The following is a 26055-nucleotide window of genomic DNA, read 5'->3' as shown; positions in this document are numbered from 1 at the left end:
TTCGGAGTTGCCCGCCACCCGCGGGCCTCAAGCACCTGCCGATTCGATACTCGCCGCGCTAGCCCTCTGCTGCGCGCGCTGAACATGCAAAAACCCGTCGACGGCCGCGCGCGCACATTCCTGGTAGTCGAAATCCGGCAACGTGGACAGGCGCCCGAGCACCAGCGGGCCGATCAGCAGCGCGATGGCGCGGGATCGGTCGACCTCACCCAACTCGGCGGCCTCCGGGCTATCGAACAACGCGTCGAACGGCGCCGCGTACTGCTGGGCGATGCGCTCACGCAACGTGGTGATCGAGGCGCTGGTGTGACGAGGCTCTGGCAACCCTTCCAGGTCGCGCCCCAGAGCCAGCCAGGACATGGCCGTCATGACGGCAGGGGCTTGGGCCACGACTTCGGCCTGGGCCAGCACCAAGGCGGTAAGCCGATCCCGCAGTGAACCCTGCGCCGGCGGCATCGGCGACGGCGGTATAAGGCTGTTGAATGCCGCTGCCAGCAAATCGTTTCCGCTCGGGAAGTGGCGATACAGGGTGGCCCTGGCTACATTGGCGCTTCGAGTGACCGCATCGACGGTCACCGCGCTGGGACCCCCAGAACGCAGCAGCGCGGCGGCGGCTTCGAGCAAACGGGCCCGCGACCGCGCTGGACGGGGATCGGTACTCGCGCCGGTAATTGTGAGCCACCTCTCTGTTTTGAAGCGAGACTATCGGTCTACCTACAAGACTATTAGTCTCAAAACTCTGTACGCCGCCGAAAAGGAGGCGCGTCATATGGTCGAAACCCTGGTCCGGCCAGATCAGCGTAGTGACGCGACGAGCGTCGACGGTAGCCCCCGAGCCCGAAACTGGACCCTGGCCGTCGCCTGCATGGGCGTCGCGCTGGTCGTCGCCTCGATGACGGCATTGAACACCGCGCTGGGCGACCTCGCGGTCGCCACGTCGGCGACACAGTCGCAACTGACCTGGATCGTCGACGGATACACGGTGGCGCTGGCGTGCTTGCTATTACCCGCCGGGGCGATCGGCGACCGCTATGGCAGGCGGGGTGCGCTGCTCATCGGTTTGGTGGTCTTCGCGCTCGGCTCGGCCGCACCGGCGATATTGCACAGCCCATTACAGATCATCGTGGGCCGGGCGGTGGCCGGTGTCGGCGCAGCGTTTGTGATGCCCGCGACGCTGTCGCTGCTGACCGTGGCCCACGCGAAAGAAGACCGCCTCAAGGCCGTCGGCATCTGGGCCGGTACGGCCGGCTCCGGCGGGGTCCTGGGCATGCTCGGTTCCGGCCTGCTGCTTCGCTTTTGGGACTGGCACGCGATCTTCTGGTCACTGGGCGTCGCCGGGCTGGCGATCTTCGCCATGGCCTGCACCGTCACATCGTCGCGCGCCAACGACGCACCCCGAATCGATGCGCTGGGTGCGGTGCTGATCGGCGCGGCCGTCGCGATCGCGGTGGCGGCGATCCTGGAAGCGCCCGACCGCGGATGGAGCGATCCCGCGGTCTGGGGCGGACTCGCCGCGGGAGCGATCCTCGCCGCGGTGTTCGGCGTCGTCGAATTCCGGCGGAGCTACCCACTTCTGGACGTGCGACTGTTCGGCGACCCCGGTTTTGCCACCGGGGTGACGACGATCGTCGTTCTGTTCGGCGCGACCTTCGGCTTCTTCTACCTGGGCATGCAGTACGTGCAGCAGATCATGGGCTACTCCCCGCTGATGACGGCGATAGCGTTCGGCCCGTTCATGGTGCCGCTGGGGATTTTCTCGGCGCTGTCATTTTGGTACGTACCAAAGCTGGGCCTGCGGCTGGTGCTATTCCTGGGCACGGCGCTGATGGCGGTCGGCTTTGTCTGCATGGGCCTACTCGACCTGCATTCGACCTTTCTCGATCTGGCGTGGCCCACCCTGATACTCAGCACGGGCATCGGATTCTGCACCGCGCCAACGACGTCGGCGATCATGGGCGCGGTTCCTGACGAAAAGCAGGGCGTCGCGTCCGCGGTGAACGACACCTCGCGAGAGATGGGCGGGGCGTTGGGAATCGCCGTGGCCGGCTCGATACTGGCCGGACGCTATTCCCACGAGCTGGCGCCGAGATTGGCGGCCTTTCCCGCACCGGTGCGCGGCCAGGCAACCGACTCGCTGGCCAAGGCGGTGGAGGTGGCCGGCAAGCTCGGTCCGCAGGGCACCCAGCTGGCCGAGGTCAGCAAAGCGGCGTTCCTGACGGCCATGCACGCTTCGACGACGGTGATGGCGGTGATTGTCGCGGTCGCCGCGATCCTGATCGGGCTGTGGGCTCCCGGGCGTGACGGCAAACAGCTACGCCCGGTACGCCGGATTGTCTCGGGCCGGAGACCGAGCGGTTACGCTTGACCCGGACCGACTCGGGCGAAATCGCCTGCGACATCAGCGCTTTGGTTGACTCTGTCCAGTCGTTTAGGGCGTTCAGCGGGAGACACCTCGTCGGTGTAGTCTGCATAGATGCGGTCAAGGTCCAGATTCTTGCCCAGGTACAGCTGACGGGTGAACACACCGTGCGAGCGTTCGGCCATCACCCAGTACATGGCGGTGCGTTCTACGTGAATTCTGAACCGGTTCTTCATTTTTCGTCACAGATAACCTATGGCGGCCGGCGTATATTTCCTGAACCGCGGGTCGACGTGGCCTCGGTTTGGCGGTCGATAATGGCTGGCAGCACCCGCGGACGGCATCGGAACGCAAGTGCTGCGGCAGATGTGCGTGCGCTGTGCGACACGGTGGAAATTCATCGGCGCAGTCGGGCGAAAACGCTTCGGTGCACCCGGGGTGGGCGATACCATCCGCTTGAGCGGAGTTCGTCATGGGGAGGCGGGCGATGTTAAGGCTAGCCGGGGGAGCGGAATGTCATACCTGATCGCAGCGCCGGAGTACGTGGCAGCCGCCGCTACGGATTTGGCGAACATCGGATCCACGATCAACTCCGCCAACTCCGCGGCGTCGGGCCCGGTGTCAAGCGTGGTGCCCGCGGGTGCTGACGAGGTATCGGCGGGCATTGCCGCATTGTTCGACGCGCACGCTCAGGCCTACCAGGCACTCAGCGCCGCGGCACAGGCGTTTCATACCCAGTTCGTCCAGCTGATGACGGCCGGCGCGGGGCAATATGCCCTCACCGAGGCGGCCAACGCCACGCCCCTGCAAACCGCCGGCCAGAGCGTACTGAGCGGGTCCACTGCGCCCAGCCAGGCGCTGGCGAACGCGCAACCGGTGGTTGGCAGCGCGGCGTCGGCGAGTTCGGCGGCAGCCGCGGTGCCGGCGGCGACGGCGGGGCTGGCGGGTGGTTCGGCGCCGGCCGCGGCGGCCACACCCCTGGCGACGGCGATTTCGCCCGCACCGGCGGCCCCCGCGGCGCTAGCACCGGCCAGCACACCGGTGGCGGCGGCGCCGGTGGGGTCCGCGGCGCTGGCGCCGGCCAGCGCGCCGGTAGCGGCGATGCAGGCGGCGACGCCGGCTTATTCTCCGGCAACGGTGGCGCCGGAGACGCCGGCAGCGGCCAGCGCGCCGGCGGCGGCAGTGCAGGCCGAAACGCCGGAATTCTCCGCGGAAACGGCAACCGCAACGCCGCTGCCCGCCGCCACGCCGGTATCGGCGGTGCCGGCGGCAACGGCAAACTATTCTCCGGCGACACCGCCCTACTCGCCGGCCACGGCAGCGTCGGCGGGAGCTCCCAGGGAGCAGCCGGTGGCGACCGTGGGGCAGGTCGAAATACCGCCCTACACAGCCTAATTCGCTGCAACGAATTCGGACGCGCGGTGCCCGAGCATCACGATGGTCGCGTGCGGTCCACGGCTGGTGATCGCGGGCAGGACGGAGCCGTCGATCACCCACAGGTTTTCGATGCCGCGGACCCGACAACGATGATCGACGACGGCGCGGGGGTCACCGTCGGCGCCCATCGGGGCGCTACCACAAAGGTGTTGCGACGTCGACCACACCGGCGGCCCGACAGATGTTGCCGCCCCGGCCAATTCGCGGGCCAGTTCACTGCCCTGACGCAGCGCCGCGACGTCGTCGGGCTCGCTGTCGTAGCGGTGCTCGATCCGCGGCGGCACGCCCGGGTCCGGCGAGACCAGCGTGATGCGCCCGCGTGCCCGGGGCCGCATGAGCGCCACGCCGATGTGCGGCCAGTCGGGATGGCCCGCGGTGCCGTCACCGGTCATCGCAACGAATCCGCCTGTATACGGCCTTATCTCGAGGTCGTCAGCGGTAGTGAGCACGACCTCCAGCACAGGCCGGCCAGGTGCCACCGACCAATCGGTCGGGAACACCCATTCGGGGTGGTCGCTGCAAGAGGTTCCGACGGGTAGCGGCACCGCCACCGGCACGTCGACGGCCCGCAACATCGCCTCGTCTCCGACGCCGGACAGCATCAGCAGATGCGCCGACGCAATCGCCCCGGCACACAACACGATTCGGCCAGCGGCAAGGGTCATCGGGCCGTCCGGCCCGATCGCGTCGACTCCCACCGCGGCGGCACCGGCAAAACGCAATCGCACCGCCCGCGTCCGCGCCAGCAACGTCAGGTTCGGTCGCTCCAGGGACGGAATCAGATAGCCCGCACCGGATCCGGTGCGTACCCCGTCGACGATGTTGAGCGGGACGGCGCCTATTCCCGAAATCGGCTCGGGCCCACAATCGTTGAGGTCGGCAATCCATTCGAACCCGGCGCGCTCGGCGGCGGCGACGAACCGTTCGGTGGCGCCGGTCATGTCGCGCGTTCGACGAACCGGGATGGGGCCGCTATCGCCATGGGCGGGGCCGTCGAAATCCAGGTCGGTTTCGATGGCACGGAAACTGTCCAGGACGTCGGACCAGGCCCAGCCGGGCAGCGCGGCGCGATCGAAATCGCGCGGCAATGCGCGGCAGAAGTAACCGCCGTTGACCGCACCCGAACCGCCGACGGTCGTCCCGCGCACAATCGGCGACTCGCGAACGGGGTGATCGGTGAGCCGCGTCCGATAACGCTGGACCAGCGGGCTGCCGGCGCCTATCGGCAGTTGCAGCCCATTGGCGGTCAAAGCCAGCAATCCCGGGTCGGCGAGCGCGGGACCGGCCTCGAGGACGGTCACGGTGCGGCCGGGATCGGCGGAAAGACGTTCGGCGACAACCGATCCGGCACTGCCGGCGCCGACGATCAGCACATCGCTGTGCGGGACGGCCGTGGTCAAGGCGGCGGCTAGCTGCGAATTTGCGGTTTGAGCGCGCGCAGGTTGCGTTCGCGCACTACGCCCCGCCACAGCCCCAGGCCGTAGGCGAGGTCGTCGACGCGCTTGAGCACCAGGTAGGTCAGCAGCCCGATCGGTTCGGCATCGTCGCCGATGGCATCCCGGCGGCGAAGCCAGTCCACCACGCCGTCCATGACGGCCGCGACCAGCACCACCCGCCTACAGCGACGCGACAGGCTGGCCGCGAGCAATGCCAGCGGCCAATAGTGCCGGCACAGGGCCGACGCCAGCTGCAGCGCCGCCGCCCCCAAACCGCGGGTCGCGATCACGACAACATCGGCGAGCGAGGTCTCGGCGCTGCGCATGGCCTTCGCGACCCGCCGACCCGTCAGCAGGGCCACGACGATCGACGCGATCTGACTCAGGCTCGTTCCCAGCGCCATGAGAATCCAGGCCATCAGCGCCCACCCGGAGACCACCACCGGCGCCGTCTTGTCCGGATGGCGCACGGACAGCGGAGCCGCCGACCCACCATAAAATGCCTTGCGCGCCAGCCAGTCCCGCAACTCGGTGCGGTGATCGTGGGCGACGAGCGCGATTGGCTCGTAGCGCAGCCGGGCGCCCGCCTCGATGAGCCGCCAGCACAGGTCGACGTCCTCCCCGGACTGCATCGTCTCGTCGAACCCGCCGACGCCGCGGATGGCCGAGCAGCGACAGATGATCGCCGCGCTGGGAACGTAGGACACCGTGCTGTGCGGCAACACCGGCGCCTCCCGCTCCCCGAGGTCCAGTGACGAGTGCACCGCCTCATAGCGCGCCACCACGTTCTCGCTGTGCGACAAACCGACGATGCGCGGGGCCACCAGGGCGACGGTGGGATCGCAGAAGTGACCGAGCAAGGCTTCCAGCCAGCCCCGGCGCGGCGTGACGTCGGAGTCCAAGAACGCGACGAAGTCGGTCGTGCAGGTGGCCAGCCCGGTGTTGCGTGCCGCCGCCGGGCCCTTGCTGTAGGAGTGGCGTAGCACTTCGACATCGCAGTGCGCGCCGACGAAGTCTTCCGGCTTGACGGGGGGGAACGAACCGTCGTCCACCACGACGACGCGCAAGCCGCGCAGCGAGCTCACCAGGTGTCGCGCACCGGAAACGTTGTCCCGCACCGGAATTACCACGGTCACGTCGCGGTGCGACGGGCCACCCGCGGGCCGGGGGTGGGCCACCGTGGCGTCCAGCAGGGTGCGGGCCAGCTGCGCACTGACGTCGTCGCGAACCTTCAGCCGGCCGTCGGACAGCATGCCCTGGGCGGCGGGAGCCAGCTTCAGCAGGCGCGTCGGCGAGCCGCCCAGCAGGGCCGAACCGTCGCCGAGTACCCGCACGCGGCGGTCGACCTGGACGGCGAACCCGTCCGGCAGCCGGGGCTGGCTCATGTCAGCATCCCGTCGGGCCCGGGCGACCACCGGGCGACTCGACGGACGCACTCGTCGACCATCTCCGAGAAGATACGCTTGCCCTCCGCGGCGGTAGCGGTGGTGGGGTCCCCCAACACCCCCACCGGGCTGACCGCCGCGACTCCGCCGCGGCGCATCGACGGGAGCAATTCGGGCAATGGTGCCCGGTTACCGGTGAGCCACCGATCGGTGCGCACATCGGTCGGCGAGATATGTAGCAACACGGAGGTTTCGGTATGGCCCGCGTGGGCGTCGCCGCCGGCGGCGACACAGGGGCACCATCCGGCATCGCGGCCCTCGGCACGCAGTCTGTGCACCGCGCCGCTCAAGGCGCCGACGTTGCCGCCGTGGCCGTTGACGAAGACCAGGCGCCGGGCCCAGCAGGCCGCCGACCTGCCGTACTCCACCAGGAGCAGCGTCAGGGCATCGGTGCCAATGGAGATCGTCCCGGCGAAGTCTTGGTGCTCGCCGCTGGCGCCGTAGGCGATGGCCGGCGCCACCAACCAGTCTTGCTCGAGGCGGGCCCTCGCCCCGCGGGCGACCGCGATCGCGATCCGGGTGTCGGTGTCCAACGGCAGGTGCGGCCCGTGCTGTTCGGTCGACCCCAGCGGGATCATTATCGACGGCGAGATGCTTGATAGCTGGCTCGATGTCGCCGTTCCTAATTCGCCGAGTACGGGCACTGGCTGATGGTAGGACGAATTCACCTGGCGTGCACCAATTGTTGACCCTTCAAAGTAAATTTTTTTCTGGCTTGTTCATCGATCGGTCGAAATGCGGCTCGTCCGTCACGGTTGCCACGCGCGTACCAAACTTTTCGGACGGCTTTCGCGCCGTGACGCGGCACCGGTGACGACTTATCCACAAAGCCCATTCCATCCACAGCTTCCTCGCCGGTTCCTCCTCGGGGCGTGTTCCGCCACCCGAAAGCCGTTAGTATCGAAAACGTGTTCGAAGACCTTGATGACGCCGCGGTGGTGGCGACCATAGCCGACTCGGCCCGCGCCGAGAACCAGGCGTGCGCGCGTCGGCTGGCGGCGATCTCTGAGCTCTACGAACGCCGCCAGGTCCCCGTCGAGAACGGTCAGGGCCGCGAGCTGTGGCGAATTGACCCGTGGGAAGCGGTGGCCGCCGAAGTCGCGGCGGCACAAGGCATCACCGCCGCGGCGGCCGGCGCGCAGCTGCACAACGCGATCTGCCTGCACGAGCGGCTGCCCAAGGTGGCGGCCCTGTTCGCCACCGGGGCGATCAACTACCGTACCGTCAGCATGATCGTCGCCCGCACCCTGCTGGCGCTCGAGCCTGATGCCATGGCCGCGATCGACGCCGAACTGGCCGAATCCCTCCAGACCTGGGGCCCGCTCTCGCTCCACAAGACCGAACAGGCCATCGACGCGCTGGTCGAGCGTCATGATCCGGCCGCCCGCCGGCGCACCGAGTCCGTCGTCCGCTCCCGCTACGTCGATGTCGAACAGCGTGGTGGCATCGCCTCGCTGTCGGGTGAGGTGTACTCCACCGATGCCACGCTGCTGGACCGCCGGCTCACCGCGCTGGCACACACCGTTTGTGACGACGATCCACGCACCGTCGATCAACGTCGCGCCGACGCGCTCGGAGCGCTGGCCGCCGGACACACGGCGCTGGCCTGCGCCTGCGGCCGATCCGATTGCCCCGCTGGTCAAACCCCCACGGCGGCATCGGTTGTGGTGCATGTAGTAGCCGAGGCGGCCGCTCTTGACGCCGCCAGCACCACCGACCTGCACGGTGAACGGCCCGAAGATGGCGGGCGCGAGATCGTGCACGACCCCGAGCGGTTCGCCGAGCTCATTCGCGAGGCCACCGGCCCGCGGCCCACCGACCGGCCCGGCCGCCCGCCCACACGCCCGGCCCCTAACCCGGCCCTGGTGCTGGGCGGGCCGGTCGTCCCCACGCAAGTCCTGGCCGACCTGGCCGCACGCGGCGCCGTCGAGCTGCGGCCGCTGATCCATCCCGGCGACAGTCCACCCGAACCCCGTTATCGGCCCTCGGCGGCACTCGCGGACTTCGTCCGCTGCCGGGACATGACATGCCGGTTTCCGGGCTGCGATCGACCCGCCGACGTGTCCGACATCGACCACACCATCCCGTTTGGCCTCGGTGGCCCAACACATGCCTCTAACCTGAAATGCCTGAGGGTGTCGCACGAATCCGTGGTGCTGTGGCAGTGGCGATGGTTCGTGTCGCTGGCGGGTCGGCTCTGGTCGCCTTGGGTCAGGTGGGTATTGCTTGCTGGAGCTTGAGCAGGTTGTGCACTGTGCAGATCATGCGCCACTCGCTGTGTGCTCCCGCAAGGCCGCGGAGGGTGAATCTGCGGAATCCGAGGTTGGCTTTGATGTTGCCGAAGACCGGTTCGATGCTGACGCTGCGTTTGCGGTAGAGCATGGCGTTGTCCGGTTGAGCGAGCTTGTCGTCCATGGCTTTTCGGGCCACGGTGGGGTCGGTGATATCGCCACGGACGTGTGCGAGCATGGTCTTGACACGCGCGACGGAGACGGTGAGCTGATCACTGGCGGCACGCAGAGAGAGCTCGCCGGCGGCGACGCGTTCGATGACCGGTATCCACTCGTGAGGTTCGGGTTCGGCGCTGCGGGTGATGCGTTGACCGTCACGTCCGAAGTACCGCTTGGTCATGTCGCGCACCCACGTGTACGAGACGCCGAGAATCGCACCCGCTTGACGTTGGGACAACTCACCGCGGTTCACCCTGGCCAGGACTGCCAATTTGTCGTCGTCGGGCTTGTCTGCCTTGCGCCACGCGGACTTTCGTGTCGCGATCAACACGTTGGCGCCGACGTCGGCTGTGCCGTTCGCGGCGGTCCAGTAGCCCGCGTCGGCCACGAACGTGCCCGCACCACCGCGATACCCCGCCCCGGCGAGGTTGTCGGTCACCGCGGTGGTCATCGGCACGAAGTGGGGTTGATCGTTGGTGGTGGCGGCGACCTCGGCGGCCAGCACGATGTGCTCGGTCGTCGCGGCCGCTTGCGCGTTGTAGCCCTGCAGCACCCCTTTCGAGGCGTGCGGAATGATCCGCGAATGCGGATCGGTGGTGTTCGCCCGCCGCGGCCGCGCTCGCCGCGCCGCCTCCGCGCTTGGCTTCGGCCCGGTCAGTTTGCGGCCCACCTCGGCCTCCTTGCGGGCCCGCTCGGCCATCCGGGTCTGAAAATCGTGTGCCTTTTGCGACTCCAGTTCCTCGAGGGCAGCCCGGATGCGGGCCCGCCGATCCCGGCCACCGGCCCACCCGGCCGGCAGCCGCCCGCCCCCGTCACGCCCGCATTCGTCATCCTGGGCCGCATCGACCTGCTCGGCTTCGGCCAGGACGCGTTCGGCGACTCGACGGGCCGCACCGGCGGAGTTCTGCGCTGAGGATTCGCCGAGTTCGGCGCAGAGGGCGGCATGGTCGCGATTGGCGAAAAACGAGGCGTTCGCGGCGATCTTCGTGCCGTCGATCGCGACTACCCCCGCATCAACCAGGCCCGCCGTAACACACAGACCGAGAACCTGCCCGAACAATCCTGCGATCGCATCTTGGTGGCGGCGACGGAACCGGGCCAGCGTGGCGTGGTCAGGCTGCTGATTAGCGGCGGCCACCCGCACCGCCACATCCTCGACCAGCCGTCGCTCGATCCGGCGCGAGGACCGCTCCCCGGTGCAGTACGCATACAGCAGTACCGACAGCATCATCGCCGGGTCATACACCGATCCGCCCTTGCCATCGCCCCGATACGCCGCATAGAACGCGCTCAGATCCAGCTCGGCGACCACGTCAAGCACGAAGAACACCAGGTGATCCTCAGGCAACCATTCCCGCACCGACGGCGGCATCATCATCAACTGATCGACATCGCCCGCGCGCACATTCACAGACACCTCGAATCATCGCACTCAGCAGCGTCTTTCACACCAAACGACACGAAGACCGTCAATCCACACCACGGATTCGTGCGACACCCTCGCCTTTGCCGAAAACACCACCTGCTCAAGACATTTTGGTCCGGCCCCGGCGGTTGGCGCGACGAGCAACTGCCCGATGGCACGGTGATATGGACCTCGCCATCCGGCCACACTTACCGCACCGTGCCGGGGAGCAGGCTACTCATACCTGCCCTGAGCCTGCCCACCACCGCGCTGCCGCCGCGGCGTGGTGCCGACGTGGGCCACGCCGACCGCGGCGCGATGATGCCCCAACGCAAACGGCCAAGGCCCACCGACCGGCTGCACCGAATCATGACCGAGCGCAACAAGAACCAGCGCGATCATCCCATCGCCCGAGTGAACCCGGCGGGCACCAGGATGTCGTCCGGGCTGAGGTCGTGAACCGACGAGTGTCCCAGACCCATCAGCGCCGAGTCGATGCCCCCGCGCAGAATGTCGAGGACGTTTTCGACACCGGCTTGGCCGGCCGCGGCCAGCCCCCACAGGTACGCGCGGCCGATCATCACCGCGCGCGCGCCCAGCGCCACCGCCTTGACGACGTCGCTGCCGCGCCGGATGCCGCCGTCCAGCAACACCTCGACCTGACCGCCGACCGCCGCGGCCACCGCGGGCAGGGCGCGAATCGACGCCGGCGTGCCATCCAGGTTGTTGCCGCCGTGGTTGGACACCGATATCGCCGAAACACCGGCGTCCACAGCCCTTTTCGCGTCGTCGATGCGCATCACGCCCTTGAGCATGAACGGCCCACCCCACAGCTCGCGCAGCCAGGCGATGTCTTCCCAGGTGGGCGGCGGCGTGCCCATCCACTCCCCGTATGCGGCGAAGAACGGCGGCCCGGGCTCGCCGCGCCGGCCCTGGTTCGGCACCCGCAGCTCCGGGGGCCGCAGCGTCTTGCCGAACTTCCACAACCACCGCGGCCGCACGACCGCCTCCGGGGACAGCCGCAGGATGGTCCGCAGGTTCATCGCCTCGGGGATCGTGGGGCTGCCCCAGTCCCGGCCGTGGGAGAACGTCCAGTCGGTGGTGACGATCAAGCCGACCGCGCCGGCCTGACGGGCCCGTTCCACCCGCTCGGCGATCGCGTCGCGCCCGCCGAGCCAGTACACCTGGAAGAAGAGCTTGGGGTTCGCGGCGATGACCTCTTCGATCGGCTTGCTGGCGAAGGACGACAGCCCCATCGCCGTTCCCCGCGCCGCCGCGGCCCGCGCGACGGCCACCTCGCCGTCCGGGTCGACCGCCTGGACGCCGGTCGGCGAAATCACCACCGGCAGCGAAATATCCTGTCCCATAATGGTGGTCGACAAATCGCGCTTTTCCTGGGCGCCGATGACGTGGGGCGCAAAACCGAGTTCGCCGAATGCCTCGACATTGTCGGCGACGGTGATTCCCTTTTCGCTCGCCGAAATCAACGACGAATAGACCGATTTTGGCAGCCTCCGCTTGGCGCGTTGCTGCGCGATGGCGACCGTCTCGAACCACTCGGCCATGACTACACCGGGCTTTCGTTGCACAGGCGCGCGGGCGGCCGCATGCTCAGGGTGAGCGGCACGGGCTGGCGGGCCCGCGTGCCGTGGGAGTGGTCGACGCGGGGCCGCGGCGTCTCGCGATCGCGGGCCAGCGCCGACGCCCCGTGCCCTTGCACGCATTCGGGGTCCGGGCCGTCGATCGGCAGGCCGGTGAAGAACTTGGCCGCCATGCAGCCGCCCCGGCAGCTGTCGTAGTGTCCGCAGCTGCCGCAGGCGCCCGCGGACTGCGGCTCGCGCAGCTGGCGAAACAGCGGGGCGTTCTTCCAGACGTTGTCAAAACCGCTGTCGGACAAGATGTTTCCGGCCAGGAAGCGGTCGTGGATGGCGAACGGGCAGGCGTACACGTCGCCCACGGGGTCGATCAGGCACACCACCCGGCCGGCCCCGCACATGTTCAGGCCGGCCAGCGCGCCGGAGGAGCCGAGCGGTGCCAGGTGGAAGAAGGAGTCACCGGTGAGCACCCGCTCCCCCTTGGCGACCAGCCAGTCGTAGAGCTGGACCTGCTGGGCGGCGGTGGGGTGCAGATCGTCCCACACGTCGGCGCCGCGCCCCGAGGGGCGCAGCCGGGTGATCCGCAGGGTGGCGCCGTAACGGCTTGCCAACGCGGCGAATTCGTCGAGCTGGCCGACATTGTGGCGGGTGACTACCACGGAGATCTTGGCGTCAGCGAAGCCGGCCGCGGCCAGGTTCTCCAGCGCCCGTACCGCCATGGCGAATGACCCAACGCCACGGACGGCGTCGTTGACCTCGGCGGTGGCGCCGTCCAGCGAGATCTGGACATCGACGTAGTCGCTGGCCGCCAACCGCGCGGCGACCTCCGGCGTGATCCGGACCCCGTTGGTGGAGAACTTCACGCCGACGTGGTGGGCGGTGGCGTAGTCGACCAGCTCCCAAAAGTCCGGGCGCACAGTGGGTTCCCCGCCGCCGATGTTGACGTAGAACACCTGCATGCGTTCCAGCTCGTCGATGATGTCCATGCATTGGCGGGTGGACAGCTCTCGAGGGTCGCGTTTGCCCGACGACGAAAGGCAGTGCACGCAGGCCAGGTTGCACGCGTACGTCAGCTCCCACGTCAGACAGATCGGCGCGTCGAGCCCGCGCTCGAACTGCTCGATGAGCCGCGGTGTGCGCGCTATTGCGGCGGTCATCTCTCGCCCTCCTGAGGCACCAGCATGTTGGAGTCGGCTAGGACACCCAGCGCGTGCAGATAGGGCCCCTGCCCGGAGTCGTCCACGCCGGCGGCGCGACAGGCGGACCGCAGATCGGGATGGTCGGCCAGCGTCCGCACCACCGTGAGAATGGTCCGGTTCTTCAGGAAGGACAGCTTGCGGGTGCCGAAGTGATACAGCAGTGCGCCGAACGGCTCGGGCCGGACCGCCACCTGTGGGTGCAACCGCCAGCCGCGATCGGGATCGAAGAGCCCCGACTCGGCCGGCGCGGGCGCGGTCACGGTCAGTAGACCCCGCACATGCCGTCGATGGACACCTCTTCGACCAGGATCTCGGTGACGAGGTCGGTCTCGGTCTCGGTTTCGTGGTCCACGTGGATTACCTTTCGCCATAGGGGCTCGACAACGGGTCACAGCCGTGGCAAGAATATGGCATCGAGTGCCGAAATGGAAGGGCGGGGTCCGATGATGCCGCAGTCGCGGGTGGGCCGGCGCCGCTCGACGACGCCGGAGCACATCACCGACGTAGCCCTCGAGTTGTTCACCGCCCGGGGATTCGCCGAGGTGAGCGTCGACGACGTCGCGCAGGCGGCCGGCATCGCCCGCCGCACGCTCTTTCGTTATTACGCGTCCAAGAACGCCATCCTCTGGGGTGATTTCGACGCCCACCTCGCGCACCTGCAGGAGCTGCTCGACCGCGTCGACCCGAAGGTTCGGATGGGTGAGGCCCTGCGCGTGGCGCTGCTGGCGTTCAACACCTTCGACGAGTGCGAGACGGTGCGGCACCGCCAACGAATGCGGGTTATCTTGGAAACCGCTGAGCTGCAAGCTTATTCGATGACGATGTATGCCGGCTGGCGCGAGGTGATGGCGGGCTTCGTGGCCCACCGATTGAGCGTCAAAACGACCGACCCGCTGCCCCAGACCGTCGCCTGGACCATGCTGGGAGTCGCATTGAGCGCCTACGAGCACTGGCTCAGCGACGAATCCGTCACGCTGCCCGAGGCACTCGGCAATGCGTTCGACGTCGTCGGCGCCGGGCTGGACGGGCTGGACCCGTGAACGCGGGCACCGGGCACCTGCTGCACATGCTGCGGTCGCAGGGGCGGTTCTGCGCCGCCTCCGGCTCCGCGATGTACGGCGAGCTGTTCGAGCTGGTGGCCAACAACGTCGAAGCGGGCGGCGTCTTCGCGACCACCTTGTCCGGCCACGAAGACGACCCGTCGCGCCACGCGGTGCCGCTCCGGCTGCTCGGCGGCCTGCACCGGTTGGTGCTCGACGGCCGGGCACCGGAATTGCGCCGCTGGTATCCCAGCACCGGGGGCACCTGGGACGCCGAGGACGCCTGGCCGGAAATCCTGCGCGCCGCGGCCCACCACGGCGACTCGCTGCGCGCATCCCTCGATCAGCCCCCGCAGACCAACGAGGTGGGCCGATCCGCCGCGCTGATCGGCGGATTGTTGCGCATCAACCACGAACTCGGTTTGCCGATAAGGCTTTTCGAGATTGGATCGAGCGCGGGGCTGAACATGCGCGCGGACCATTACCACTACCGCTACAGCGGCGGACGGTGGGGACCGGTCGACTCGCCGGTGACCATCGAGGACGCGTGGCACGGTCGGCTGCCGCCGGACGGCGCGGTCCGGATCGTCGAGCGGCACGGGTACGACATCGCGCCCATCGACGTCTCCGGCGCCGACGGGGAAATGACCGTGTTGAGCTACGTCTGGCCCGATCAGGGCGCCCGGCTGGACCGGCTGCGCGGCGCCATCGCGGTCGCCCGCGAGGTCCCGGCGCGACTGGAGCGCCGGACGGCGGCCGACGCGATCGCCGGTCTGACGCTGGCCGGCGGCGCGTTGACCGTGCTGTGGCATTCGATCACCTGGCAGTACCTGTCCGACGAGGAAAGCGCGGCGGCCCGTGCCGGGATTGACGCGCTGGGCGCGCGGGCCGATGCCCGGTCGTCGTTCGCCCACCTCACTTTGGAGCCCGCGCGTGACGGGCCCGGCGCGCCGATCAGGTTCTTGGTGCGGGCTCGTCGCTGGCCGGGTGGCGAGCGGGAGATCCTGGGCGAATGCCATCCGCACGGCGCACCGGTGAACTGGCAGTAGAGATTCTTGCGACAACCCCGTCGGAGTTCGCCCCGCCACGGCGACGATCAGGGCGCGCCGAGCTAGGGCCACAACAGGGTTCGCTCCCACCCGTCCCCGGCGCGCTGATAACTCAGCCGCCGGTGACGGCGATCCGGGGAACCTTGCCAGAACTCCACTTCGCTGGGCCACACGGCATAGGACACCCATTCGTCTGGAACCAGGCCGGGGTCGTCGTCCAGCTTGCGGTGGGCCTTGTCGATCTCCGCGTCGAGTTCTGCGTCGTCGCACAGCGGCTGACTTTGGCGCAGCGTCAACGCCATCGCGCGCGACCCCAGCGACCGCGCCCGAAAATCGTCGGCACTCGCCTGGACACCGTCACCGACGACGGCGCCCACGATCCGCACCTGGCGGACCAACGCGGGCCAGTAGAAGGTCAACGCCGCGGCCGGGTTCGCGGCCAAGTCACGGCCCTTCTGGCTCACCGAGCTGACCGCAAAGTGCCAGCCGCGCTCGTCGGCGGCTTTGAGGATCAATACCCGCGCCCGCGGCATGCCCTGCGCGTCCACCGTCGACAGGGTCATGGCGTGCGGTTCGGGCACGCCCGCCTTCACCGCCTGCTGCAGCCAGGCCGCAAACAGACGAACCGGATCGCCGGGAACCGCGTCGGCGTCGAACTCCGGGCTCAGGCCCGCCAACACCGGCAGCGCCCGCAGGTACGAACGTCCGCCGTCGTCATCGGACCACGAGTTCTCGGGCATGCGGCGGCCGGTCAGCCCAAGATCTCCGAAATGGGCGTGGCCGCGGCGATTTTCGCGCGAACCCTCATCACCTTGCCGGGCACCCCGCCGCCGACCACGCCGACCAGCACCCCGTCGCGCTCGTAATAGGCCAGGAACTTGCGGCCGTCGTCCTCGACCAGGTGCACGATGTCGGTGGCCTCCGGCTCGCCCAGGCACTGGATCTTGACGTCGTATTGGTCGCTCCAGAAATAGGGGACGACGACGGCCGGGGGCGCGTCCTGCCCGAGCATCGCGGGCACCATGACGCGGGCCTGGTCGGCGACGTTGCTCCAATGTTCCACGCGCGCTTGGTGTCCCGTCGAATCACGCCAGGAGGCGACGTCGCCCACCGCCCACACGTTCGGCGCGCTGGTGCGCCCCGCTTCGTCGCAGACGACGCCACTATCGACACTGTCGATATCGACGCCGCTGCCGTCCAGCCATGCGGTGGCCGGCCGCGATCCGATGCCGACGACGACCAGGTCGGCCGTCAGCTCCGTGCCGTCGGTGAGCACCACGGTGTCGACGCGCCCTTCGCCGCGCACCTCAGCCACGCTGACACCCAGGCGGACGTCGACGCCTTCGGCGCGGTGCAGCCGCGCCACCAGCTCGCCGATCCGCTCGCCGAGCACCGATGCCAGCGGGGTCGGCTGCGGCTCGACCAGCACGACGTCCACGCCCAGGCCGCGCAGGCTGGCCGCCACCTCGCAACCGATAAAACCGGCGCCGATGACGACCGCGCGCCGTGCGGCCGACGCGTGCTCGCGCAGCGCCAGACTCTCGTCGAACGAGCGCAGCACCCGAATGCCCTCGAGATCCGGGAACGCCGGAATGCGCCGCGGCACCAGCCCTGTCGCGATGACGAGCTGGTCGTAGCCGAGCACGGTTCCGTCGTCGAGGGTCACCGTCCGCCCGGCGGTGTCGACACGGGTGGCGGCCGAACCCAGTCGCAGGGTGATGTCCTTCTCGTCGTACCACCCGCGCGGTTTGAGGGCCACGTCGTCGACCTCCTTGCGCAGCACCTCCTTGGACAGCGGCGGGCGGTCGTAGGGCAGGTGCGCCTCGTCGCTGACGATCGTGATGCGACCGGCGTATTCCGATCGACGCAGCTGTTCGGCGGTCCGTGCGGCGGCAAGGCCGCCACCCACGATCACGATCCCGTTGTTGCTCACGTGGAGTTCATAGCATGACGACCCGTCAGTACTTTAGGGCACCCTTATCCACGGGAATCTGCGTGCCCGACAGAGTGCCCGAGCCGTCGCCAGCCAACCAGACCACGACGTCGGACACCTCATCGGGTGTCATGAACCCCTTGTACTGCAACGGCATTGGCGGGAAGCTGTGCACAAAACGGGGATGCTTGGCGAATATCTGCATCATCGCCTCCGGCTCGATCATCGGGGTGTCGACCGAGTAGGGGTGGATGGAGTTGACGCGGATGTCGTATTCGCCGAGCTCGATCGCGAGCGTGTTGGTCAGCGCGGTAAGTCCCTGCTTGCTGGCCGCATAGTGGCCGTTGCCCGGGGTGGCCTTCAGGCCCGCCGACGAGCTGACGACCACGATGGAACCGCCGTTGCCGGCCTCGATCATCGCGGGAATGGTGGCGCGCAGGGTGCGCCAGGTGCCGGTCAGGTTGACCCCAATCACCGTGTCCCACTGCTCGTCGGTGAGCTCCCACACCCGGCCCCAGCCCAACACCCCGGCGTTGGCCACCAGGATGTCGAGCCGGCCGAATTGTTCGACGCCGTCGGCCACCAGTTGCCGCAGCGCGGCGTCGTCACGGATGTCGGTTTCGCGGGCCAGTATCTTGCGGCCCTCGGCCTCGACCAGGCGGACGGTCTCGTTGAGATCCTCGGGGGTGGCCGGCGTGTAGGTCAGGGTGTCGGACGCCGGCGCGCAGATATCCAGCGCGATGACGTCGGCGCCTTCGCGGGCAAGCCGCACCGCGTGCGACCGCCCCTGGGCACGGGCGGCGCCGGTCACGAACGCCACCCGTCCTTGCAGTGATCCACCTTGTGCAGCCACCCAGACAGGCTACAGCGGAACTGAAACGTGTTCTAAGTCGCCTCCGTGACTGAATCCGGCTCGACCTACTTGATGATCTTGGTGACCCGGCCGGCGCCGACGGTGCGGCCGCCCTCGCGGATCGCGAACCGCAGACCCTCGTCCATGGCGACGGGCTGGATCAGCTTCACCGAGATGTTGGTGTTGTCACCGGGCATCACCATCTCGGTGCCCTCCGGCAGCGTCACCACACCGGTCACGTCGGTGGTGCGGAAGTAGAACTGCGGACGGTAGTTGTTGAAGAACGGCGTGTGCCGGCCGCCCTCGTCCTTGGACAGGATGTAGACCTGGCCCTCGAACTCGGTGTGCGGCGTGGTGGTGCCGGGCTTGGTGACGACCTGGCCGCGCTCGACGTCCTCGCGCTTGACACCGCGCAGCAACAGCCCGACGTTGTCGCCGGCCTGCCCCTGGTCGAGCAGCTTGCGGAACATCTCCACACCGGTGACGGTCGTCTTGGTGCTGGTCGGCTTGATGCCGACGATCTCGACTTCCTCGTTCACGTTGATGACGCCGCGCTCCACACGACCGGTGACCACGGTGCCGCGGCCGGTGATCGTGAAGACGTCCTCGACGGGCATCAGGAACGGCTTGTCGGTGTCGCGGACCGGGTCCGGGATCGACTCGTCGACCGCGTTCATCAGCTCCTCGACGGACGCGACCCATTTCGCGTCGCCCTCGAGCGCCTTGAGCGCCGAAACCCGCACGACGGGGGCGTCCTCGTCGAACTCCTGGGCGGCCAGCAGCTCGCGGACCTCCAGCTCGACGAGCTCGAGCAGCTCCTCGTCGTCCACGGCGTCGGCCTTGTTCAGCGCGACCAGGATGTAGGGCACGCCGACCTGACGGGCCAGCAGCACGTGCTCACGGGTCTGCGGCATGGGGCCGTCGGTCGCCGCCACCACCAGGATCGCGCCGTCCATCTGGGCCGCGCCGGTGATCATGTTCTTGATGTAGTCGGCGTGACCAGGGGCGTCGACGTGCGCGTAGTGACGCTTGTCGGTCTGGTACTCCACGTGCGCGATGTTGATCGTGATACCGCGCTGACGCTCCTCGGGCGCGTTGTCGATCTGGTCGAACGCCTTCGACTCGTTGAGGTCAGGAAACTTATCGTGCAGGACCTTGGTGATAGCCGCGGTCAGTGTGGTCTTGCCGTGGTCAACGTGACCGATGGTCCCGATGTTGACGTGGGGCTTGGTCCGCTGGAACTTCGCCTTCGCCACTTTTGTGTCCTCCGACTTGTTGGTGCTTTGTTAAGCAGTGTTGATGTTTTCAGTTGTGCCGCGCCCAAGGCATTCCGTGACCCGGCAAGGTTACTCCACGAACAGATCTTTACTGACCCGTCGCCTTCGCGATGATCTCCTTCGACACGTTCACCGGCACTTCGGCGTACGAGTCGAACACCATGGAGTAGTTCGCCCGGCCTTGGGTCTTGGACCGCAGGTCGCCGACGTAGCCGAACATCTCCGACAGCGGCACGTGCGCCTTCACGACGCGCGCACCCGCCCGCTCCTCCATGGCCTGAATCTGGCCACGGCGGGAGTTCAGGTCGCCGATCACGTCGCCCATGTAGTCCTCGGGCGTGGTGACCTCGACGGCCATGATCGGTTCCAGGATCACCGGCTGTGCTTGGGCGGCGGCCTTTTTCAGCACGTGGGAGCCGGCGATCTTGAATGCCATTTCGGACGAGTCCACCTCGTGGAACGCGCCGTCTTCCAGCGTGACCTTGAGGTTGACCAGCGGGTAGCCGGCCAGCACGCCGTACTGCATGGCGTCCTGCGCACCCGCGTCCACCGACGGGATGTACTCGCGGGGCACCCGCCCACCGGTGACCTTGTTCTCGAACTCGTAGGTCGCGCCGTCCTCGCCGGTGAACGGCTCGAGCGCAATGATGACCTTTGCGAACTGACCCGAGCCGCCGGTCTGCTTCTTGTGGGTGTACTCGACGTGCTCCACCTTGCGGCGGATCGTCTCCTTGTACGCCACCTGCGGCTTGCCGACATTGGCCTCGACCTTGAATTCGCGGCGCATGCGGTCCACCAGGATGTCCAGGTGCAGCTCGCCCATGCCGCCGATCACGGTCTGACCCGTCTCGGAGTCCAGGTGCACCTTGAAGGTCGGGTCCTCCTCGGCCAGCTTCTGGATCGACAGGCTCAGCTTCTCCTGGTCGCTCTTCGTCTTGGGCTCGATGGCCACCTCGATGACCGGGTCCGGGAACGTCATCGACTCCAGCACGATCTGGTGGTTGGGGTCGCTCAGGGTGTCGCCGGTGGTGGTGTCCTTGAGGCCGATCACCGCGTAGATGTGGCCCGCCGATGCCGTCTCCACCGGGTTCTCCTTGTTGGAGTGCATCTGGAACAGCTTGCCCAGCCGCTCCTTCTTGCCCTTGGTGGCGTTGATAACCTGAGCGCCCGAGTCGACCTTGCCGGAGTACACCCGGATGTAGGTGAGCTTGCCGAAGAACGGGTGCGTGGCGATCTTGAAGGCCAGCGCCGAGAAGGGCTCGTCGGTGGTCGCGTGGCGCACCACCTCCTCGTCCTCCTTGCCGGGCACGTGCCCGACCGCCGGCGGAACGTCCAGCGGCGACGGCAGGTAGTCCACCACGGCGTCGAGCATCGGCTGCACGCCCTTGTTCTTGAACGCGCTGCCGCACAGCACCGGGTAGATCTCGGAGGAGATCGTCAGCTTGCGGATCGCGCCCTTGATCTCCTCGACGGTGAGCTCTTCGCCGCCGAGGTACTTCTCCAGCAGTTCCTCATCGGTCTCCGCGACGATCTCCAGCAGCTTGGTGCGGTACTCCTCGGCGAGTTCGACGAGATCGCTGGGTATTTCCACGGTGTCGTAGGTCTCGCCCAGCTTGGTCTCGCCGCGCCACACCTTGGCGTTCATCTCCACCAGGTCGATGACGCCCTCGAAGTCGGACTCGGAGCCGATGGGCAGCTGGATCGGCACGGCGTTGGCCCCGAGCCGCTCCTCCATGGTGCGGACCGAGAAGTAGAAGTCGGCGCCGACCTTGTCCATCTTGTTGACGAAGCAGATGCGGGGGACGTCGTACTTGTCGGCCTGCCGCCAGACCTGCTCGGACTGCGGTTCGACGCCCTCCTTGCCGTCGAACACGGCGACGGCCCCGTCGAGCACGCGCAGGTTGCGCTCCACCTCGACGGTGAAATCCACGTGTCCCGGCGTGTCGATGATGTTGAGCTGGTTGCCCTTCCAGAACGTCGTGGTGGCCGCGGAGGTGATGGTGATCCCGCGTTCCTGCTCCTGCTCCATCCAGTCCATGGTGGCGGCGCCGTCGTGGACCTCACCGATCTTGTAGTTGATGCCCGTGTAGTACAGGATCCGCTCGGTAGTCGTGGTTTTACCGGCATCGATGTGTGCCATGATGCCGAAGTTTCGGACCTTGCTCAGGTCGGTCAGCACGTCCTTCTGTGCCACAGAAGTCTTCCCACTCTTTCGGTTGCTTGGTTCGCTGTCAGTTGCGCCCGGCCACTCTGCCAATTGGCGCCGGTGCGCGCCTACCAGCGATAATGTGCAAAGGCGCGGTTGGCCTCGGCCATCTTGTGGGTGTCCTCACGCCGTTTGACGGAGGCCCCGAGGCCGTTGCTGGCATCCAGGATCTCGTTTGCCAGCCGCTCGATCATGGTCTTTTCCCGGCGTTGCCGCGAAAAGCTGACAAGCCAGCGCAGCGCCAGCGTCGTGGACCGGTCCGGACGCACCTCGACGGGCACCTGATAGGTCGCACCGCCGACGCGGCGGCTGCGGACCTCCAGGGCCGGCTTGACGTTGTCGAGGGCGCGCTTGAGGGTGATCACCGGATCGGTCCCGGTCTTGTCGCGGGCTTGTTCGAGCGCACCATAAACAATGCGCTCGGCCAACGATTTCTTCCCCTTGAGCAAAACCTTGTTCACCAGCTGGGTCACCAGCTGCGACCCGTACACGGGGTCATTGACCAACGGACGCTTGGGCGCGGGCCCCTTGCGCGGCATCAGCTCTTCTCCTTCTTGGCGCCGTAACGGCTGCGAGCCTGCTTGCGGTTCTTGACGCCCTGGGTGTCGAGCGAACCGCGGATGATCTTGTACCGCACGCCGGGCAGGTCCTTGACCCGGCCGCCACGCACCAGCACCATCGAGTGCTCCTGCAGGTTGTGGCCCTCGCCGGGAATGTAGGCCGTGACCTCGACCTGGCTCGTCAGCTTCACGCGCGCGACCTTCCGAAGCGCCGAGTTCGGCTTCTTCGGCGTGGTGGTGTACACGCGGGTGCATACGCCACGGCGCTGCGGGCTGCCCTTCAGGGCCGCGGTCTTGACCTTGCCGATCTTGTCCCGACGACCCTTGCGGACCAGCTGCTGAATGGTTGGCATCTACCGGCTTTCTGTGTTGGCGTTATATGTCAAGTCTCTGTACTGCGGTTATGCCCCTTCTCGGGGTTCAAGCACTCCCCCGCGGCCTGGCGTGTCGCATGCGCCGAGCACCGGAGCCATCCGTGCATCGTGGACATGCGAATTCGCCCGGCATCCACTTCCTTACGTCAGGCGCCGTAAGCCGCCAGGCACGAGCTACCACGATACCCGTCGCCGGTCTCGCAGGTCAAAGCGGCGGCCGGTCTCCTACTTCTGTGCGGCACCGTGCTGGGCGGTGCGCCTCTCCAGGCTCTCCAAACCCCGAGCCAGCCGCAGCACCATGTCGGAGAACAGCGCGTCGGTGTCGATGTCGTCCATCACGCCGGTCATTTCCAGCAGCACAAAACCGTGCAGTGCGGACCAGAATTCCAGCGCCGCGTAGAACGCCTCGTCACCACCGAGACCGTAGGAGGACAGCACGGCGATCACCGGGGCGGCCGCACCCCTGGTGGCCGCCGTGTACTCCGGGTCGTCACCGTCCAGCGGCATCCGGGTGAACGCCGAGTACCGGCCGGGGTGGTGATGGGCGTAGCTGCGGTAGGCGCCGGCCATGACCAGCACGGCGTCATCGCGGGCGCGGCCCTCCCCCACCCTGTTCAGCATCGTGATGATGTCGTCGATGACCCTGATCCGCACCGCGCGGCGCAGGTCCTCCAGGCTGTCCACGTGGTTGTACAGCGACGGTCCCTTGGTCCCCAGCTGCGTGGCCAACGCGTTGATGGTCAGCGAGTCCCAGCCCTCCCGGTCCAGGAAGGCCAGCGCGCCCTCCACGATGCCCTCGCGGCTCAGTTTGGCCGGGCGGGAGGCCGATTTCCCCGGGCGCTGGCGCCCAGCCGCCGACGACCGTTCCGGAGCTGCCATGGGGATCGCCCTTCGACTGAGGATCGGGTGGGTCACCGCCGTTTCGCGGTGGACGCAGCGGCTAACTAATGACTCTAGTTGACGGCGGCCGTGAAACCAGCCCGGCGCTGGGACCCAGAAATGCAAATAACTCTGCCATCGAGCGGGCAAATGCACGTAGTCTCATTCGAGCAGATTCACCCGTCTCGAAGGGGGCCCGCAGTGAACTGGACAACCGTCGCTGGATCGCTGGCTACGTGTGCCATCGCCGTCGCGGCCTCTGTGGCGGCCCCGGCGCCGGCCGCACACGCCAAGAACGGCGACACCCACGTCACCGGGCAGGGCCTCGAACAGACGCTGGACTGCAACGATGCCACGCTGGTCGTCAATGGCACGAGCAATAGGATCACCGCGTTGGGGAACTGCTGGGCCGTGACGGTAATGGGCTCGTCCAACACCGTGGTCGCCGACTCGATCACGCACGACATCACCGCCTACGGCTGGGACGAGACGGTGTTCTACCACAACGGTGCGCCGTTCATTTGGGACCGCGGCCGCGAGCTGGGCATGACCAACCGGCTGCAGCAGGTACCGGGATGATGCGCGCCCACCCGACTGACTCGCCCAGGCTGGCCGCGCTCGCCCTGGCGCCGGCCGTGGCGGCGCTGGTGCTGGCGGGGTGCAGTTCGACGGCCAACCCGCCCGGGGGCACCACCGCGACGACAAAGAGCACCACCGCGACGACGAGCGGCGCGGCCGCACCGACGAGCACGAGCGGCGCAAGCACCACCGCGTCGGTCGAGATCGGCAACACGCTGAACTACGGGTCGATGGGGACCACCGCCACCCTCGATTGCGCCGACGGCAAGTCGCTGAACGTCGGCGGCTCGAACAACACGCTCACCGTCACCGGCACCTGCGCGACGGTGACGATCGGTGGCGCCAACAACAAGATCACCCTCGACAAGGTCAACACGCGCATCAGCGTGGTGGGGCTCGACAACACCATCACCTACAAGGACGGTGATCCCAAGGTCGACAACCTCGGCTCGGGCAACACCATCAACAAGGGCAGCTGACGGGACCGACTAACTCGCCGGCGCGCCGTGACGGCCCGCGCCCGCGGCGAACCGCCCGGCCCCTGCCACCGCCTCGGCGGCGACCCGGGAAATGCTGGCGAACTCGAGATCGAGCGCATCGGATTCCGTTGTCCCCCACTGACGTAGCGCCGACAGCCGATCCGACCGCAGGCACTGCTGGGGCAGCGCCGCGAGCTGAGCCGCCAGTTCCTCGGCCGCCCTTCGCGCTTGGCCCTTGGGCACGACCCGGTTGGCCAACCCGATCGTTAGCGCTTCGTCGGCCTTTACGGCGCGGCCGGTGAGAATCAGGTCCATCGCGCGGCTGTGCCCGATCAGCCGGGGCAGCCGCACGGTCCCGCCGTCGATCAGTGGCACCCCCCAGCGCCGGCAGAACACCCCGAACACGGCGTCTTCTTCGGCCACCCGCAGGTCACACCAGATGGCCAGTTCGAGACCCCCGGCGACGGCGTGGCCGCTGACCGCGGCGATCACCGGTTTGGACAGCACCATCCGCGTCGGACCCATCGGGCCGGGGCCCGTCCGGTGCACGGCGTTGGCCTCGGGTGTGCCGAAGGCCTTCAAATCGGCTCCCGCACAAAAGGTTCCGCCATCGCCCCACAGCACGGCCACCGAGGCGCCGTCGTCGCGGTCGAACTCCTCGAACGCAGCGTACAGCGCCGCGGCCGTCGGGCCGTTGACGGCATTGCGCGCCGCGGGCCGGTTGATGATCACCGTGGTCACCGGGCCATTGCGCTCTATGCGCACCGGATCGCTCATGTCGCCTCCACCAGTCGGGTTGGTTCGCGTTGTTCCATCAGCTCAGTGGCGAAGTCGTGGTAAGCCCGGCGCAGCCGGGCGCCGGGCCAGTCGGCGGGCAACAGCTCGTCGGGCAGCATCGGGTCGGTGAGCAGATGGCGCACCATCCCCGCGGCCACCACAAACCGACCGGGAATGTCTGTCGCCTGGGCCATCTCGTCGAGCAGCCGCTGGCCGGTTTCCGCCCACGCGGGCAGGTCCCACAGCTCGCCGGCCAGCTGATCCGGCGCGTCGTCGCGCGCCCTGAGCACCCGCACGCGGGCCGCGACATCGGGGCCCAGGTCGAGGTCGAGGTTGTCGGGCCGCATCCACACCCCTTCGCGCAGTTCACCGAATCGCTTGTCGTGCATGGTAGTTCGCAGCGTGGCCCGGGTGCGGGCGTCGGTGCCCACGCTGGTGACGATCAGCACGAGCCAGTCCCCGCGCCAGGCCCGGACCCGTGGGTCGATGGCCTCGTCCTGACGGCGCTGGCGGGCCAGCAGGCGATCCGAGAGCCGGTAGCCGTCGGCGGAGCGGACCAGGTCGCCGGCGCCGACCATGCGGGTCAGCACGACCCGCAACGTCGTCTCCTTGATGCCGAAATCTGCTGTCAGCCTGATCAATTCGCTGGCGCTCGCCCACGCCGGATGGGCGCCAAGCAGCACGCTGAGCACCACCGACCGGGCCGTCATGTTCGGCATGCGC

General features: G+C 68.0%; 27 protein-coding genes. 7 read left to right on the top strand and 20 right to left on the bottom strand.

From position 1 onward, the window contains the following. Positions 1 to 27: 27 nt before the first annotated feature. Positions 28 to 624, bottom strand: a complete 597-nt coding sequence (locus K3U93_RS04315) for a TetR/AcrR family transcriptional regulator (RefSeq protein ID WP_254893542.1) — start codon at positions 622 to 624, stop codon at positions 28 to 30. A gap of 145 nt (positions 625 to 769) precedes the next feature. On the opposite strand from K3U93_RS04315, the gene K3U93_RS04310 reads away from it, so the two are divergent. After that, positions 770 to 2365, top strand: coding sequence for an MFS transporter (locus tag K3U93_RS04310; RefSeq protein WP_071511637.1), 1596 nt, complete (start codon positions 770 to 772; stop codon positions 2363 to 2365). Here the strand turns inward: K3U93_RS04310 and K3U93_RS04305 are convergent. Beyond that, positions 2356 to 2595: an Hsp20 family protein gene (locus tag K3U93_RS04305; protein ID WP_139796760.1), complete on the bottom strand. Its 240-nt coding sequence runs from the start codon at positions 2593 to 2595 to the stop codon at positions 2356 to 2358. The genes K3U93_RS04310 and K3U93_RS04305 overlap by 10 nt on opposite strands. 277 nt (positions 2596 to 2872) lie before the next feature. On the opposite strand from K3U93_RS04305, the gene K3U93_RS25345 reads away from it, so the two are divergent. Beyond that, a complete protein-coding gene (locus K3U93_RS25345) occupies positions 2873 to 3754 on the top strand; it encodes a PE family protein (RefSeq protein ID WP_071511635.1) in 882 nt (293 codons plus the stop codon). Here K3U93_RS25345 and mftG read toward each other — a convergent pair. From mftG to mftE, 3 genes are read right to left on the bottom strand one after another with little or no spacing between them, the layout of a single operon-like run. Further along, complete coding sequence (gene mftG, locus K3U93_RS04295; protein WP_071511634.1) at positions 3751 to 5196, bottom strand: mycofactocin dehydrogenase MftG; 1446 nt, start codon at positions 5194 to 5196, stop codon at positions 3751 to 3753. The two genes, K3U93_RS25345 and mftG, sit on opposite strands and share 4 nt — an antisense overlap. Positions 5197 to 5204: 8 nt before the next feature. Beyond that, a complete protein-coding gene (gene mftF / locus K3U93_RS04290) occupies positions 5205 to 6617 on the bottom strand; it encodes a mycofactocin biosynthesis glycosyltransferase MftF (protein WP_071511633.1) in 1413 nt (470 codons plus the stop codon). Further along, positions 6614 to 7345, bottom strand: a complete 732-nt coding sequence (gene mftE, locus K3U93_RS04285) for a mycofactocin biosynthesis peptidyl-dipeptidase MftE (RefSeq protein ID WP_071511632.1) — start codon at positions 7343 to 7345, stop codon at positions 6614 to 6616. The genes mftF and mftE overlap by 4 nt, the downstream gene beginning before the upstream one ends. A gap of 240 nt (positions 7346 to 7585) precedes the next feature. Here mftE and K3U93_RS04280 point away from each other — a divergent pair, with 240 nt between their 5' ends. Then, the gene (locus K3U93_RS04280; RefSeq protein ID WP_176219879.1) at positions 7586 to 8917 is read left to right on the top strand and encodes an HNH endonuclease signature motif containing protein; all 1332 of its coding nucleotides are present in this window, start codon (positions 7586 to 7588) and stop codon (positions 8915 to 8917) included. Here K3U93_RS04280 and K3U93_RS04275 read toward each other — a convergent pair. The 5 genes from K3U93_RS04275 to mftA all read right to left on the bottom strand — a co-directional run bounded on the left by K3U93_RS04275 (position 8889) and on the right by mftA (position 13678). Beyond that, positions 8889 to 10544, bottom strand: a complete 1656-nt coding sequence (locus tag K3U93_RS04275; RefSeq protein ID WP_139796759.1) for a transposase — start codon at positions 10542 to 10544, stop codon at positions 8889 to 8891. The two genes, K3U93_RS04280 and K3U93_RS04275, sit on opposite strands and share 29 nt — an antisense overlap. A gap of 386 nt (positions 10545 to 10930) precedes the next feature. After that, entirely contained in the window at positions 10931 to 12097 is a 1167-nt protein-coding gene (gene mftD, locus K3U93_RS04270; RefSeq protein WP_071509418.1) for a pre-mycofactocin synthase MftD, read from the bottom strand. 2 nt (positions 12098 to 12099) lie between these two features. Further along, the gene (gene mftC / locus K3U93_RS04265; RefSeq protein ID WP_083009390.1) at positions 12100 to 13284 is read right to left on the bottom strand and encodes a mycofactocin radical SAM maturase; all 1185 of its coding nucleotides are present in this window, start codon (positions 13282 to 13284) and stop codon (positions 12100 to 12102) included. Next, the gene (gene mftB, locus K3U93_RS04260; protein WP_217808398.1) at positions 13281 to 13604 is read right to left on the bottom strand and encodes a mycofactocin biosynthesis chaperone MftB; all 324 of its coding nucleotides are present in this window, start codon (positions 13602 to 13604) and stop codon (positions 13281 to 13283) included. The genes mftC and mftB overlap by 4 nt, the downstream gene beginning before the upstream one ends. After that, positions 13589 to 13678, bottom strand: a complete 90-nt coding sequence (gene mftA / locus K3U93_RS04255) for a mycofactocin precursor MftA (RefSeq protein ID WP_083009384.1) — start codon at positions 13676 to 13678, stop codon at positions 13589 to 13591. Before mftA ends, mftB begins: the two co-directional genes overlap by 16 nt. Positions 13679 to 13769: 91 nt before the next feature. Here mftA and mftR point away from each other — a divergent pair, with 91 nt between their 5' ends. Both mftR and K3U93_RS04245 read left to right on the top strand, forming a co-directional pair. Next, positions 13770 to 14366 (top strand): mycofactocin system transcriptional regulator MftR, encoded by a 597-nt coding sequence (gene mftR, locus K3U93_RS04250; RefSeq protein ID WP_176219885.1) that lies wholly within the window; start codon positions 13770 to 13772, stop codon positions 14364 to 14366. A 26-nt stretch (positions 14367 to 14392) separates the two neighbouring features. Continuing rightward, on the top strand, positions 14393 to 15415 hold the full coding sequence (locus tag K3U93_RS04245) for a DUF2332 domain-containing protein (RefSeq protein WP_083009526.1): 1023 nt from the start codon (positions 14393 to 14395) through the stop codon (positions 15413 to 15415). Between the two features lie 62 nt (positions 15416 to 15477). Here K3U93_RS04245 and K3U93_RS04240 read toward each other — a convergent pair whose 3' ends face one another. The 8 genes from K3U93_RS04240 to K3U93_RS04205 all read right to left on the bottom strand — a co-directional run bounded on the left by K3U93_RS04240 (position 15478) and on the right by K3U93_RS04205 (position 23497). Continuing rightward, a complete protein-coding gene (locus K3U93_RS04240) occupies positions 15478 to 16155 on the bottom strand; it encodes a pyridoxine/pyridoxamine 5'-phosphate oxidase (RefSeq protein ID WP_083009381.1) in 678 nt (225 codons plus the stop codon). Between the two features lie 11 nt (positions 16156 to 16166). Beyond that, positions 16167 to 17348, bottom strand: coding sequence for an NAD(P)/FAD-dependent oxidoreductase (locus K3U93_RS04235; protein ID WP_083009378.1), 1182 nt, complete (start codon positions 17346 to 17348; stop codon positions 16167 to 16169). Between the two features lie 25 nt (positions 17349 to 17373). Next, the gene (locus K3U93_RS04230; protein WP_071509424.1) at positions 17374 to 18201 is read right to left on the bottom strand and encodes a mycofactocin-coupled SDR family oxidoreductase; all 828 of its coding nucleotides are present in this window, start codon (positions 18199 to 18201) and stop codon (positions 17374 to 17376) included. A 65-nt stretch (positions 18202 to 18266) separates the two neighbouring features. Next, positions 18267 to 19457 carry an elongation factor Tu gene (gene tuf / locus K3U93_RS04225; protein WP_071509425.1) on the bottom strand — a complete coding sequence of 397 codons (1191 nt, stop codon included), beginning with the start codon at positions 19455 to 19457 and terminating at the stop codon, positions 18267 to 18269. A 109-nt stretch (positions 19458 to 19566) separates the two neighbouring features. Next, a complete protein-coding gene (gene fusA / locus K3U93_RS04220; protein WP_071509426.1) occupies positions 19567 to 21672 on the bottom strand; it encodes an elongation factor G in 2106 nt (701 codons plus the stop codon). 80 nt (positions 21673 to 21752) lie between these two features. Beyond that, positions 21753 to 22223, bottom strand: coding sequence for a 30S ribosomal protein S7 (gene rpsG / locus K3U93_RS04215; RefSeq protein ID WP_066934795.1), 471 nt, complete (start codon positions 22221 to 22223; stop codon positions 21753 to 21755). Continuing rightward, complete coding sequence (gene rpsL, locus K3U93_RS04210) at positions 22223 to 22597, bottom strand: 30S ribosomal protein S12 (RefSeq protein WP_003879423.1); 375 nt, start codon at positions 22595 to 22597, stop codon at positions 22223 to 22225. Before rpsL ends, rpsG begins: the two co-directional genes overlap by 1 nt. 246 nt (positions 22598 to 22843) lie before the next feature. Next, a complete protein-coding gene (locus K3U93_RS04205; protein WP_071509427.1) occupies positions 22844 to 23497 on the bottom strand; it encodes a TetR/AcrR family transcriptional regulator in 654 nt (217 codons plus the stop codon). A gap of 201 nt (positions 23498 to 23698) precedes the next feature. Here K3U93_RS04205 and K3U93_RS04200 point away from each other — a divergent pair, with 201 nt between their 5' ends. Beyond that, complete coding sequence (locus tag K3U93_RS04200) at positions 23699 to 24076, top strand: DUF3060 domain-containing protein (RefSeq protein ID WP_071509428.1); 378 nt, start codon at positions 23699 to 23701, stop codon at positions 24074 to 24076. Then, positions 24076 to 24555, top strand: coding sequence for a DUF3060 domain-containing protein (locus tag K3U93_RS04195; RefSeq protein ID WP_083009523.1), 480 nt, complete (start codon positions 24076 to 24078; stop codon positions 24553 to 24555). The genes K3U93_RS04200 and K3U93_RS04195 overlap by 1 nt, the downstream gene beginning before the upstream one ends. Before the next feature lie 9 nt (positions 24556 to 24564). On the opposite strand, the gene K3U93_RS04190 is transcribed toward K3U93_RS04195, so the two are convergent. Together K3U93_RS04190 and K3U93_RS04185 are read right to left on the bottom strand one after the other, a co-directional pair. Further along, on the bottom strand, positions 24565 to 25332 hold the full coding sequence (locus K3U93_RS04190; protein ID WP_083009375.1) for a crotonase/enoyl-CoA hydratase family protein: 768 nt from the start codon (positions 25330 to 25332) through the stop codon (positions 24565 to 24567). After that, positions 25329 to 26051 carry a PaaX family transcriptional regulator C-terminal domain-containing protein gene (locus K3U93_RS04185; RefSeq protein WP_071509430.1) on the bottom strand — a complete coding sequence of 241 codons (723 nt, stop codon included), beginning with the start codon at positions 26049 to 26051 and terminating at the stop codon, positions 25329 to 25331. The genes K3U93_RS04190 and K3U93_RS04185 overlap by 4 nt, the downstream gene beginning before the upstream one ends. Positions 26052 to 26055: the final 4 nt, after the last annotated feature.

The organism is Mycobacterium malmoense (genome assembly GCF_019645855.1).
Lineage (GTDB): Bacteria > Actinomycetota > Actinomycetes > Mycobacteriales > Mycobacteriaceae > Mycobacterium > Mycobacterium malmoense.
Note: the sequence above shows the minus strand (reverse complement) of the source record. Positions and strands in the feature narration are given on the sequence as shown.